The 12232-nt window shown below is 64.3% G+C and carries 14 protein-coding genes; 7 read left to right on the top strand and 7 right to left on the bottom strand.

Annotated elements, in window-relative coordinates; genetic code table 11:
• Positions 1-43: 43 nt before the first annotated feature.
• Both BG842_RS01275 and BG842_RS01270 read right to left on the bottom strand, forming a co-directional pair.
• Positions 44-724 carry an MBL fold metallo-hydrolase gene (locus BG842_RS01275; protein ID WP_069449364.1) on the bottom strand — a complete coding sequence of 227 codons (681 nt, stop codon included), beginning with the start codon at positions 722-724 and terminating at the stop codon, positions 44-46.
• A gap of 105 nt (positions 725-829) precedes the next feature.
• Positions 830-1807 carry a tyrosine--tRNA ligase gene (locus BG842_RS01270; RefSeq protein ID WP_069449363.1) on the bottom strand — a complete coding sequence of 326 codons (978 nt, stop codon included), beginning with the start codon at positions 1805-1807 and terminating at the stop codon, positions 830-832.
• Positions 1808-1907: 100 nt separating this feature from the next.
• Between BG842_RS01270 and BG842_RS01265 the strand changes: the two genes are divergently transcribed.
• On the top strand, positions 1908-2108 hold the full coding sequence (locus BG842_RS01265; protein WP_069449362.1) for a hypothetical protein: 201 nt from the start codon (positions 1908-1910) through the stop codon (positions 2106-2108).
• A gap of 25 nt (positions 2109-2133) precedes the next feature.
• Here the strand turns inward: BG842_RS01265 and BG842_RS01260 are convergent, their stop codons facing one another.
• The 3 genes from BG842_RS01260 to BG842_RS01250 form a co-directional block, all read right to left on the bottom strand.
• On the bottom strand, positions 2134-4137 hold the full coding sequence (locus tag BG842_RS01260) for a DUF460 domain-containing protein (protein ID WP_069449361.1): 2004 nt from the start codon (positions 4135-4137) through the stop codon (positions 2134-2136).
• A 103-nt stretch (positions 4138-4240) separates the two neighbouring features.
• Positions 4241-4450 carry a hypothetical protein gene (locus BG842_RS01255; RefSeq protein WP_069449360.1) on the bottom strand — a complete coding sequence of 70 codons (210 nt, stop codon included), beginning with the start codon at positions 4448-4450 and terminating at the stop codon, positions 4241-4243.
• A 13-nt stretch (positions 4451-4463) separates the two neighbouring features.
• On the bottom strand, positions 4464-5054 hold the full coding sequence (locus tag BG842_RS01250) for a DUF3267 domain-containing protein (protein WP_069449359.1): 591 nt from the start codon (positions 5052-5054) through the stop codon (positions 4464-4466).
• A 315-nt stretch (positions 5055-5369) separates the two neighbouring features.
• Between BG842_RS01250 and BG842_RS01245 the strand changes: the two genes are divergently transcribed.
• From BG842_RS01245 to BG842_RS01235, 3 genes are all read left to right on the top strand, one after another.
• Positions 5370-6701 carry an O-acetylhomoserine aminocarboxypropyltransferase/cysteine synthase family protein gene (locus tag BG842_RS01245; RefSeq protein ID WP_069449358.1) on the top strand — a complete coding sequence of 444 codons (1332 nt, stop codon included), beginning with the start codon at positions 5370-5372 and terminating at the stop codon, positions 6699-6701.
• A complete protein-coding gene (gene metX, locus BG842_RS01240) occupies positions 6698-7876 on the top strand; it encodes a homoserine O-acetyltransferase (RefSeq protein WP_069449357.1) in 1179 nt (392 codons plus the stop codon). Before BG842_RS01245 ends, metX begins: the two co-directional genes overlap by 4 nt.
• 88 nt (positions 7877-7964) lie before the next feature.
• Positions 7965-8807, top strand: coding sequence for a S1C family serine protease (locus BG842_RS01235; protein ID WP_069449356.1), 843 nt, complete (start codon positions 7965-7967; stop codon positions 8805-8807).
• Here the strand turns inward: BG842_RS01235 and BG842_RS01230 are convergent.
• Positions 8723-9133, bottom strand: a complete 411-nt coding sequence (locus BG842_RS01230; protein WP_069449355.1) for an Hsp20/alpha crystallin family protein — start codon at positions 9131-9133, stop codon at positions 8723-8725. The genes BG842_RS01235 and BG842_RS01230 overlap by 85 nt on opposite strands.
• 116 nt (positions 9134-9249) lie before the next feature.
• Positions 9250-9885 carry a phosphoserine phosphatase SerB gene (gene serB / locus BG842_RS01225; RefSeq protein ID WP_069449354.1) on the bottom strand — a complete coding sequence of 212 codons (636 nt, stop codon included), beginning with the start codon at positions 9883-9885 and terminating at the stop codon, positions 9250-9252.
• 101 nt (positions 9886-9986) lie between these two features.
• On the opposite strand from serB, the gene BG842_RS01220 reads away from it, so the two are divergent.
• The 3 genes from BG842_RS01220 to BG842_RS01210 form a co-directional block, all read left to right on the top strand.
• Entirely contained in the window at positions 9987-10961 is a 975-nt protein-coding gene (locus tag BG842_RS01220; RefSeq protein WP_069449353.1) for a prohibitin family protein, read from the top strand.
• Complete coding sequence (locus tag BG842_RS01215; protein WP_069449352.1) at positions 10961-11458, top strand: hypothetical protein; 498 nt, start codon at positions 10961-10963, stop codon at positions 11456-11458. Before BG842_RS01220 ends, BG842_RS01215 begins: the two co-directional genes overlap by 1 nt.
• 124 nt (positions 11459-11582) lie before the next feature.
• A partial coding sequence (locus BG842_RS01210) for a hydroxyacid dehydrogenase (RefSeq protein ID WP_303645350.1) occupies positions 11583-12232 on the top strand: 650 nt, incomplete at its 3' end.

Below are 12232 nucleotides of genomic sequence, written 5' to 3'. Positions count from 1 at the left end.
GTTTCACTCGGTCGAATCCCGAGAGAAGTAATCGAGGGCTCGGTTATCCGACGATACTCGACAACAGGTCGTGGCCACTTTCGAGCGGGGGACCGTGCCCCGGACATGCGTATCGAAACCCCTCGGTTCGGTCGCAGAGCGACTCGATGCTGTCCGTGACTCGCCCGGTGTCGTAACTAGAAATCCGACCCGACGGGCGGAGGCGGTCCCCTAACCCGTACGCGAGGTCGCCGAGAAACGCGGCGGAGAGGTCCTCGTGAAGGTAAACCACGTGGCCGGGCGTGTGTCCCGGCGTATGATAGACTCGAAAGTCACCGACCGCATCCCCGTCTTCGACGGAACGGATGGGAAGGTCCGGAAGCGTAAGCCGTCGGTAGTACAATCGGTGGAGTGCCTCGATTCCGTGGCGGGCGGTCCACGGCGGAAGTTGGTCCCCGGCGACGTACGGTGCTTCCAGCCGATGGACGTACACCGGCGCATCCAACTCGGGAGTCAGTCCGGAGAGCGTCCCGACGTGGTCGGCGTCGTAGTGGGTCAAAAGCACCCGGTCGATATCCCCCGGACCGATATCGGCGTCGCGGAGGCCGTCCCGTACCGTCGCTTCGTCGCCGGGCCAACCGGCATCCACGAGCGTAATCGCGCTGTCGTCGACGATGTACGCGTTCGGTTTGTCCCGTGTCCGACAGTCGATGTGGCGAAGGCCGTCCGGTAGGGATGCCGTCATTAGATGTGACAAATTTGCGAATTATAGTATAGTTTCTCGTCGAGAACTCCCGAACCGATTTCCGTTCGGCCCGTTACACGCAAAAGGATAGCAATCGAAACCGCGCTATTCGGCCTGTCGAAGCTTCTCGCGGCCGGGTGCGATGAGTTCGTCGAGGTACGTCGACAGCGCGCTCTTCGCGTCGGCGGGGTGGAGTTCGCCGCTCTCCAAGTCGTCTTCGAGCGACTCGTAGTCGTCGTATTCGAGGTTGCCGCCGTATTTGTCGGGACGCTCGACGACGACGTTCTCGAAGCGGGGGAAGACGTGGTACTCGAAGATTTGGAGAACGGGATTTTCGAGGTCCCCGTCGGGGTCGCGGGTCGGCGGGCAGAACGCGCCGTTGACCTTCTCCTCGATGTCCTCGGTCGAATCCTCCATGGAGATGGTGACGCCCTTGCTGGAGGACATCTTGCCCTCGCCCGAGGAGAGTTCGGCGATGAGCGGCGTGTGCAGACAGGTCGGCGATTCGTAGCCGATGCTCGGGAGGGTGTCGCGGGCGAGCATGTGGACCTTGCGCTGTTCCATGCCGCCGATGGCGAGGTCCAAATCGAGGTACTCGATATCGAGCGACTGCATGAGGGGGTAAACCGCCTGTGAGACCTTCGTGGAGTCGCCGCTCTGAATCTCCGACATCGCCCTGCTCGCGCGGTTGAGCGTCGTCTCCAGTTCGAGCGCGTGGAGGTCGAGCACGTAGTCGTCGTCCATCTGGAACTCGGAGCCGAACCGGAACTCCGTGTTCTCCTCGTCCAGCCCGTAGGCGATGAACTGCTCTTTCATCTTTTCCGCCGTCTCCCGAATCTCCTCGAAGGAGCCCTTGTCGTTCAGGTAGGCGTGCACGTCGGCGAGCAGGATGACGACTTCGAAGCCCGCTTCCTGCAAGTCGATGAGTTTGTTCGCGGTGAGCATGTGCCCGATGTGGAGCACGCCGGAGGGTTCGTAGCCGACGTAGGCGCGCTTGCCCTCGGGGTCCTCCGCGAGTTCGCGCACTTCCGCTTTGGTTACCAACTCCTCGGCGTTCCGTGAGATTAGCTCGTAGGCGTCCATGCCCGGAAAAAGAGTGTTGACCGGCTTTAGGGTTGCGTCATCGTGTTACCGGGAATCGCACGTCCCAACAGCCAAGTCGTCCGGGTCGAAATGCGAGGGTATGAACGGAACACGAATCGGCCTCTGGTTGGCCGTCGTCGGTGGACTCGCGTTGTATCCCGCCATTCGCCTGCAGGAGGGCGTCTCGACGACGCTTCCCGAGTACGTCTTTCTCTACGCCGCCCTGCTGGCGGTCGGGTTCGGCATCGCCATCTGGGGATTGAGCGTCCTCCGAACGCTGACGACAGAGTGGACGACGTAGCAAGGGTGAGAGAGAACGAGAGCGGTTAGTTGCCGAACGAGGACGACGACCCGCGGCCGTCCGCCCGTCGCTCCGCCCGGTGTTCGCTGATGAGTTGGTCGAGTTGTTCGGCCTTCTCTTCCTTCTGGCGCTCCTCGGCGCGGTCGTGCCAGTCGTCGATGACGGCTTCGACTTCCGACTCGCGCGCCACAGCGAGTTCGTCTATCTCCTGGATCGACACCTCGTCGGCGGGGCCGACGGGAATCTCGTATTCGAATAGCACCTCGTCGGCCGCATCCGAAATCCCGCCCGCCTTGAGCACGACGCGCGGCCCGATGTCGGCCAGTCGCTCGGCCGTCGAACGACCCGCGCCGCTCGCGTCGCGGAGGAATATCACGTCGCCTTCGGCGAGTCCGTAGCTCTCGTGGGCGGCGTCGATTGCGTCGTTGGTGAACTTCGCGACCGGTTTGACGGCGACGAGTCCGGCTTTCTTCTCGGACACGTCGCTGAAGTTCGAGTGGTCGAGTTTCCACAGTTTCTTCAGACGGGCGAGTTTGCCCTCCACCTCTTCGATTCTGTCGTCGCGGTCGTCGAGTTCGTCCTCCAGTCGGTTGTTCTCGCGTCGAAGCCGGGAGATTTCCCGGCGCTCGCGGGCGTTCTGTCGCTCCTTTCGCCGCGTGTCCGAGAGTTCGGTTTCCAGCTCCTCGATTCGCTCGTCCTTCTTCCCGACGGCCTCGTTCAACTCCGCCGTGTGCGACTGTAAGCGCTCGACCTGCGATTCGAGTTGCTTGATTCGCTTCTCCTCGGCCGAGAGTTCGCGGACCGTGTGTTCGGATTCCTCCGCTTCCGGTTCCGGGTCGTCCGAAAGGTCCCGGAGGACGCTCTCGACGCTCTCGTCGTTCGCCACGACCCGGGCGGTGACTTCCCCCCGACTGATTCCCGGCGGCACCTTGCGGGCGATTCGCCGGAACTGGTCCTCGTGGCTGTCGAACGCGAAGAACGCGGCGGCCATCGCGTCGCGCTGGTGGTCGTTGTCGTAGCCGTCCTCCCGCGTCCGGTGTTGCTTTTCGTCCACCGGCAGGTCGCGTTCGGGCGTCCACCCGGCGGCGTCGAAGCTCCGGCGGAACTTCTCCACGGTTTCCGGCATCGGCGTCACGTCCGCGGCGACGATGACCGGTCGGCCCCGCTCGATTATCCACTCGATGACGTCGGCGGTGTCGGCGGTTCGCGTGCTCAACACGTCGAGGAGGGTCCCGTCCAAGTCGGTCATCGCCACCGCCGTCGTGGTACCGGGGTCGATGCCGACGATAACGTGGTCGCGGCGCTTTGCGAGGGGTTCGAACTCGATTCCGTCGCGGCGGAGTCGCTCGATTTCGACCCGGATGTCGCCGGAGCGCCGGGACGAAACGGGAATGTCGCCCGGTCGGGCGTCCACGTCGAACGTCGCGTTGGAGTAGCCGCCGTACTTCTCCGTCACCTCGCGCTCGTAGTCGAGTCCGGCGCTCTCGAGTTCGGATTCGACCGTCCGGGAATGTTCCTTCACCGACCCGTGAATCCGGCGGGTGTAGCGGTCCTCGCTCCAGCCGCCTTTTCCGGTCGAGCGCCCGCGGGAGACCTTGACGCGCGTCGTGTCCGTGAACGCCGACACGACCTGCCCGACGTTCATCGCGGCGAGGCGGGCCGCGGCCTCCGCTTCGCGCATCGGTTTCTTTCCGTAGGGAACGCCGTGGCGCGACGCGACCCGTGAAAGCGGTTCGGGTCGTTCCGCGCCAGTCACCTGCACGAGGCGGGTTTCGTCCGGCAGGCTACCGAGGAAGTGGACGAGGGCGTTCTTGTCGGCCGCGAGTTCGTACATGTTGTCCGTCGCCACGAACGTCGGTTCGTCGCGGTCGATGAGCCGACGGAGTTTGCGGTAGGAGACGACGTCGCGGTCCAACTCCTCGCCGTCGTAGACGACCAGTGCGTAAGAGGGAGAATCACCCCGAACGTCCCCGCTTTGGATATCGACACCGAAAACGAGGGTGTCAAGGGCACTCGTGCGCTCGCTCACGGTCCGTGGTAGGAACCGTCGAAATATAAATCCGGCGCGGGTGGTAGCGTGCCGCGTGGGGGAAATTGGCGACGCAAGGTAGACGGTCCCCACTCCGCCCCCCTCACTCCAGTTCCGCGGCGCCGACGTAGACGAGTACGGAGTAGACGAACAGACCGACGAGGAGCGCGAAGGAGAGGAACATCGTGGGGGCGGAGAGATAGCGCGCCGTCCGGTAGGAGAGAACGAGGCGGCCGAACCCGAGGAGGACGAAACTGACGACGGTGAGGCCGAACGCACCGAGTCCGAGGAGCGTGAACGTGCGCTTTTGCATCGATTGTGGCGAGTTACTCGGCACCTATAGCGGTGTCGTTCGCGGGTTCGAAGGCGTAGCTGTGCTCGATATCCACGTCGTAAAACAGCGTCTCGGGGGGCAGTCGCCACAGTCGCCACGACATGTAGACGTCCCCCACCGCACCAGAGGTGTTGACGAGGAGGACGAGATACGCCACCGACGCGACGGGGAGCGGCGCTGCCAACAGCGGGACCGCGACGGCGGTGATGACGACGAGCGGTGCGACTCCGGTGAGGAGGTTGTCCCGACGGGTGACGAACTGCCCGAACGCGGCGGTGTAGAGGGCGGGGACGTGCGGTGCGAAGCCGAACGAGACGCGATAGCCCAGCCACCGAAAGACGAGGCCGTGTATCGCCTCGTGGACGACCAGCGTGGCGAGACAGACGAGGAAGACGGCGACGACTCCCGCGAAGCCGAACGAGACGGACCCGCCCTCGGGAGTCCCTTGTAGGAACCAGAGGAGGGCACCGAAGCCGACGACGGAGACGACGAACGCGACGAGCGACGCGAGGGCGAGAAAGGCAGAGGAGTAGCGGAACCGTTCGGGAGGACAGTATCCGGCCGGAGGAGACGGGGCGGTCATTGCGATGAAAACGCGACCGGAAGGCTTCGCTGTTTCGTACCGCTTGCCACGTGACCGAAACGAACGCGGACGGTTCGAAAGGGATACGCGTCGAAGTTGACAGTGGTTTCGTACGACGGACCCCGACCCCGCGGCGGTGAACCGGAAACTGAACCGGCCCTCCGTGTCGGTGCTCCTCGTTCTAGCGGTGGTGTTCACGGCCGTGACGGTGAACTGGGAGTAGCAGGCACGAAACCCGTGACACGGAACCCCACGGACAGCAAACGTTGCCGTAACTGCTGGTTATAAAATTCTGGAAGAATATGCGTATTACACATGAGCAACGACGGGTCCCGATTCGATACTCGAAGCGTTCACGCGGGACAGGAGCCGGACCCCGCGACGGGGGCGGTCGCCCCGCCTCTCTACCAAACCACGTCCTACGCGTTCGAGGACGCCGACCACGCGGCAGATCTGTACGCGCTGGAGGCCGACGGCCACATCTACTCGCGCTTGAGCAACCCGACCGTCGAGATGCTGGAAGACCGCATCGCCTCGCTCGAAGGCGGGACGGATGCGGTCGCCACCGCCAGCGGCATGGCCGCCTTGGACGCCCTCACGCTCGTCCTCGCCGAATCGGGCGATAACGTCGTTCTCTCGACCGACACCTACGGCGGCACGACGGCCTACTTCGCCCACACCGCGACCCGCCGGGGAATCGACGCCCGTCTCGTGGAAACGCTCGACTACGACGCCTACGAGGAGGAAATCGACGACGACACGGCCTTCGTCCACGTCGAAACCGTCGGCAACCCGTCGCTCGTCACGCCCGACTTCAAGCGCGTGGCGGCCATCGCCCACGACCACGGCGTTCCGCTCGTCGTGGACAACACGTTCGCCACGCCCGCGCTCTGTCGCCCGCTCGAACACGGCGCGGATGCCGTCTGGGAGTCCACGACGAAGTGGCTCCACGGGAGCGGCACCACGGTCGGCGGCGTCCTCGTGGACGGCGGTGACTTCGACTGGAGCGACTACCCCGAAATCGGCGGCGAGAACCCGGCCTACCACGGCGTGAACTTCTCGAAGGACTTCTCGGACGCGCCGCTCGCCGCCGCCGCGAGGCTCCGGTCGGTTCGAAGCCTCGGCAACCAACAGTCCCCGTTCGACGCGTGGCAGACCCTCCAAGGCATCGAGACGCTGCCGCTCCGGATGGACCGCCACTGCGAGAACGCCGCCATCGTGGCGGAGTACCTCGCGGACCACGAGGAGGTGGCGTGGGTCGCGTATCCCGGCCTCGACGACCACCGGACGCACGACAACGCGAGTCGGTACCTGTCGGGGGGCTACGGCGGCATGATCGCCTTCGGCCTCGGGGAGTTCGAGGCGAGCAAGGCGTTCTGCGAGGACGTGGACCTCGCGTCCTTCCTCGCCAACATCGGCGACGCGAAGACGCTCGTCATCCACCCCGCGAGCACGACGCACGCACAACTCTCTCCCGACGAACAGCGGGCGGCGGGCGTCACGCGCGACCTGATTCGCCTGTCGGTGGGAATCGAGGACCCCGCGGACATCCTGGCCGACATCGAGAACGCCATCGAATCGGCGACGGACAGGGCGGACGCCGCGACGAAAAACGGGGTGACACGAACAGAGGACTCGACACGATGACCGAACCGACCGACGCCACCGTCGATTCCTCGCTCTCGCTCGGTCCGTTCGAGTTCGAGTGCGGGGAGGAGATTCCCGAACTGGAAGTCGCCTACGAGACCTACGGCGAGTTCACCGGCGACAACGCGATTCTCGTCTGTCACGCGCTGACCGGAAGCCACCACGTGACGGGGGCCGCCGACGGGCAGGGCGAAGGCTGGTGGGACCAAATCGTCGGCCCCGGCAAAGCCATCGACACACACGAGCAGTTCGTCGTCGCCGCGAACGTGCCGGGGTCGTGCTACGGGACCACCGGCCCGGCCAGCACGAACCCCGAGACGGGCGACCCGTACGGGTCCGACTTCCCCGCCGTGACCGTCGGCGACTGGGTTCGCGTCCAGAGACGACTCCTCGACGACCTCGGAATCGACCGACTGCGGGCCGTCGTCGGCGGCAGCGTCGGCGGGATGAACGCGCTCGAATGGGCGAAGCGATACCCGGAGATGGTCGAACGCGTGATTCCCGTCGCCACCGGTCCCCGACTCGACCCGCAACTGCTCGCCCTGTCGGCGGTTGCGCGGCGGGCGATTACCTCCGACCCGGCGTGGCAGGGCGGCGATTACTACCCCGACCACCCGGATAGCGGACTGGCGCTCGCCCGCCAACTCGGCCACATCACGTACCTCTCGAAGGATTCGATGGGCGAGAAGTTCGGCCGGGACTTCGCCGACACCGCACCGGGGACGTTTCCGTCGAACGGCCGAGGAGCGGACGACCGAATCGGCGGATTCGACCCCGATTCCTACCGCGACGTGGAGAGCTACCTCGATTATCAGGCCGAGAAGTTCGTCCGGCGGTTCGACGCGAACAGCTACCTCCACCTCACGCACGCCATGGAGAACTACGACCTCGCCGCGAACTGTGACTCGGACGCCGAGGCGCTCGCCGACTTCGACGGCGAGGCGCTCCTCATCTCGATTTCTGGTGACTGGCATTTCACCGTCGAGCAGTCGAATCACCTCATGGAGTCGTTCGAACGGGCGGGCGTCGAAGCGACGCACCGCTCCCTCCACAGCGACCACGGGCACGACGCGTTTCTCACAGAACCCGAACTGGTCGGCCCGCCGATTCGCCGGTTCCTCTCGTCCGATTCGAGCGACTTCGCGCCCGTTCACGCCAGCCTGTTCGCACAGTAGTTCCCGTCGCGCCACCGTCCCCGTCGCGCCACCGTCCCCGTCGTTCGGCCGTGGCACTGATTAGCGCGCGTGTCGTCCAGAGTGCGAGATGGGAACTCGACCGCTTTCGCCGTCTCGCACGCTCACCGTCGCCATCGTCACCGTGGTTGCCGTTCTTCTCGTCACCGCGAGTTGGGGGGCCGTCGCGTCGAACGGAACCGTCCGAGCACAGGGCACACAAGGAGCAGAGCAATCGACGTGCAACTTTTCGAGCCTCTACGACCGGAGCATCGATTCCGTCGTCTCGGTCGGCGTCGAAACGCCTCGGAGCGAAGGCGAAGGGTCGGGGTTCGTCTACGAACTGAGCGAGGGGGTCGGCTACGTCGTCACGAACCAGCACGTCGTCGCGCAGGCAACTCGACTCCGCGTCCAGTTCGACCGCGGTCAATGGCGACGTGCGACGGTCGTCGGGGCCGCGCCGAAACGCGACCTCGCGGTCCTCCGCGTGCAAAACGTCCCGTCCTACGTCGAGTCGCTCTCGCTCGCGGAGCGTCGGGCGGAACCGGGACAGTCAGTCGCCGCCCTCGGTAGTCCGCTCGGCCTGCAGGGGACCATCACGCAGGGCGTCGTCAGCGGGGTCAACCGAACGCTGCCGTCCCAGCACGGGGCGACGATTTCCGGCGTCGTACAGACCGACGCGGCCATCAATCCGGGCAACAGCGGCGGACCGCTCGTGAACTGTAACGGACGCGTCGTCGGCGTCAACACGGCGGGAATCGTCGGCGGAGAGAACCTCGGCTTTGCGATTCCAGCGAGCGCGCTCCGGGAGACGGTGCCGCCGCTGGTCGACGGGTCGCGCCAAAAAAATCAGTCCGAAATCTCGATGCGGTCGCCGTCGTCGGTCTCCACCTCGCTGATGGGAAGCCGAACTTCGAGGACGCCGTTGCGGTAGGTCGCCTCGATTCCGTCCTTCTCGACCGGTTTAGGCATCGTCACGCGTTCGGAGAGTTCGCGGGCGCGGCTGAAGTCGTCGCCGGACACCTCGTGTTTCGCAGTGACGGTCAGCGTGTCGTCCGCGAACGCGAGTTCTATCTCCTCCTTCTCGAATCCGGGGAGGTCGGCGACGAGGACGAACTCGCCGTCGCGTTCTTTCAGGTCCACGTGCGTCCCGTGGGATGCTCCTCGGAGTTCGCTCCGCGGGGCGCTCGTCCCCCACATGCGGGAACGCATCTGTTCGAACATTCGGTCCATGTCCTCGAAGGGGGTGTATCGTTCCATGACAATCACCGAATGTATTAGACGCTCGCTGAGATATTAAAGATAGCGAGATGCGGAATATCACGTGTCTCAGCTCCCCTACCACCACATCCCCGACATGAAATGACGGCGAACGCTCAGATCGCGTTCTTCCGTCCCAGCACGTCGTCCAGTTCGTCCATGTGCGTGACGATGGTGTCACAGGCGGGCGCGACGGCGGGTTTCGGGTCGAACCCGACGGCCAAGCCCGCGACTTCGAGCATCGGCAGGTCGTTCGCGCCGTCGCCGATTGCGACGGTGTTCACCATGTCCACGCCCTGTTCTTCCGCGAGCGCTTCGAGCGCGTCGTCCTTCGTCCCCTCGATGAGCGGTCCCTCGACTTCACCCGTCAGTTCCTCCCCGTCGTCGAGCAGTCGGTTGGCGACGATGGTGTCCACCGAGACGCCCTCGCGGTCGAGCGCAGCCTGTACCCCGCGTTCGAACCCGCCGGTGAGGATGGCGACGTGGGTTCCCTTCGCCGAAAGTTCGTCGAGGATTTCCGCCGCCCCGGGGCGGAGCGTCACCTCGGAGAAGGCGTCCTCGGCACCCGCGAGTGACAACCCGTCGAGCAAGGCCGCGCGGTCGCGGAGGCTCTCCGCGTAGCTGAGTTCGTCGTTCATCGCTCGGGCGGTGATGTCGGCCATCTCGTCGGCCACGCCGACCTGTTTCCCGAGGAGCACGGTCATCTCCGAATCCGAAAGCGTTCCGTCGAAATCGAACGCGACTAACGTCATTCGAGTCGTGGTTCACAACCCAACGGTATAAAGCTCGATGCACGTCGGCGACGAACACCAAGAGATATAACATGTCTCCCGAGACATGTGGTCGTACCTGAATGAGTTCCGATAGTGACATTCCGATAGACCCCGACGGTTCCTCGGGACCGAACATTCCCGATATCGACCTCCGAAGCATCTTCGGCAACACCCTCCTCATCGTCCTCGTCATCGTCCTCATCGCCGCCCCGGTGATCGGGTTCCTCTCGTGGACGCCCGTCGACGAGGGGAACGTCCAAGTGGTCAAAAAGTGGGGTGCCGCGACGGGAACGGTGTTCGAACCGGGGGCCCACTTCATCAACCCAGTTTCGCAGGACACCGTGTCGCTCTCCACGCGACCCCAGTCTTACACCATGTCCAGTCAACAGGGCGAAGGGAACAAGGCGGGTACAGACGACTCCATCACCGTCCTGACGGAGGACGGACTCCGGGTGGACATCGACATCACCGTGCGGTATCGCGTGGATGCGGGACAGGCCGTGAAATTCTACAAGAACTACCGGACGCTCGGGTCCGCGGAGCAGCGACTCATCCGCCCGAGCATTCGCTCCGTGCTCCGCACCGAGGCGGGTGCCCTCCCCGTGACCGAAATATACACCGGAAAGGGCCAGACGGAACTGAAACAGGCCGCCCAGAGCGCCCTGAAGAAGGATTTCGCCCGCGACGCCCTCATCCTCGAAGCGGTCCAGATTCGGAAGGTCAACCTGCCGAAACAGTACGAGCAGGCGGTCGAACAGAAGGAAATCACGAAACAGCGCCGACAGCAGAAGGAGAACGAACTCGAAGTCGAGAAGCTCGAAGCCGACCGGAAGAAAATCGAGGCGAACGGGGAGGCGGAAGCGAATCGCATCCTGAGCGAATCGCTCGACCAGAAGGTTCTCACACAGCAGTACATCGACAAACTCGACGACACGGATACGGTTTACATCCCGGTCGGAGATGGCGGCTACCCGCAGTTCGTGCGAAACATCGACGGGTCGAACGGCGATTCGTCGTCGGGGATGTCCACCAACTCGACGAACGCGTCGACCTGATGACGAACGACGCCACGGCCCGATTGACGAAGTGGGTCCTCGTCGCGGTCGGATTCGCCTCGCTCGCGGTGCTCCTCGGCGTCGTCGTCCGGTCGTTGGTGAGTTGGAAGGCGTTCCTCCTGTTGCTCGTCGTTCTCGTCCCGGCGGTGCTCCTCTCCTATCGTCTCAGTCGGGCGGAACGCGCCTACGACCGCGGGCGGTACGGCGTCGGCCGTCGCGTCGTCACCGAGCGAATCGCGCTCGGTGACGGGGAGTGTGGCGTCTGTGGCACGCACGGCGGGAACGGCGTTCGACGGCGGTTCGTAAATGAACTCGTCGTCGATGGCGTCCCGATTGCGCTGGTCGAAAGCGGGAGCAACGACTACTGTCGTGAGTGTTTCGCGGCCGAGTCGGACGGAAGCGAGGGCGGGAATGATGCGGCTGGCGAAGCGGTCGAAGCCCGGGAAAAAGACGAGACGGAACGGCCGTCCTCCGACCGACGCGAACGGAATCGGTAGCCCACCGACCGTAGCAGTTCTCCCCCATGACAGCATATTTTTAGAATATAAAATACGAAAATATATTGGCAATCTTCGCTGTGAGAGAAAGGGTTAACGGGTGGGGGGTGCATTCTCTCCAGCAATGAAGGTTCTCGTCACGGACCCCATCGCGGACGCGGGTCTTGAGCGACTTCGTGAAAGCGGATACGAGGTAGAAACGGCATACGACGTAGAGGGCGACGCACTTTTGAACGCGGTTTCCGATGCGAACGGACTCATCGTTCGCTCGGGGACGGACGTCAACCGAGACGTGTTCGAAGCGGCGTCCGACCTCGTTATCGTCGGACGTGCGGGTATCGGCGTGGACAACATCGACATCGAGGCCGCGACCGAAAACGGCGTCATCGTGGCGAACGCGCCGGAAGGCAACGTTCGCGCCGCCGCGGAGCACACGGTCGCGATGGCGTTCGCCGCCGCGCGCTCCATCCCGCAGGCACACGCCCGACTCAAGGGCGGCGAGTGGGCCAAGGGCGACTACCTCGGAACGGAACTGAACGGCAAGACGCTCGGCATCGTCGGCCTCGGCCGCGTCGGGCAGGAGGTCGCAAAGAAACTCGACAGCCTCGGCATGAACCTCGTCGCGTACGACCCGTATATCAGCGAGGACCTCGCCAGGCAACTCGGCGCGGAACTGGTCGAACTGGACGACTGTCTCGAACAAGCCGACTTCCTGACGGTTCACACCCCACTCACGCCCGAAACGGAGGGCCTCATCAGCACCGAGGAACTCGC

This window comes from Haladaptatus sp. W1, assembly GCF_001723155.1.
Classification (GTDB): Archaea; Halobacteriota; Halobacteria; order Halobacteriales; family Haladaptataceae; genus Haladaptatus; species Haladaptatus paucihalophilus.
The sequence above is the reverse complement of the archived record's forward strand: the minus strand, read 5'-3'. Positions and strand labels throughout refer to the sequence as shown.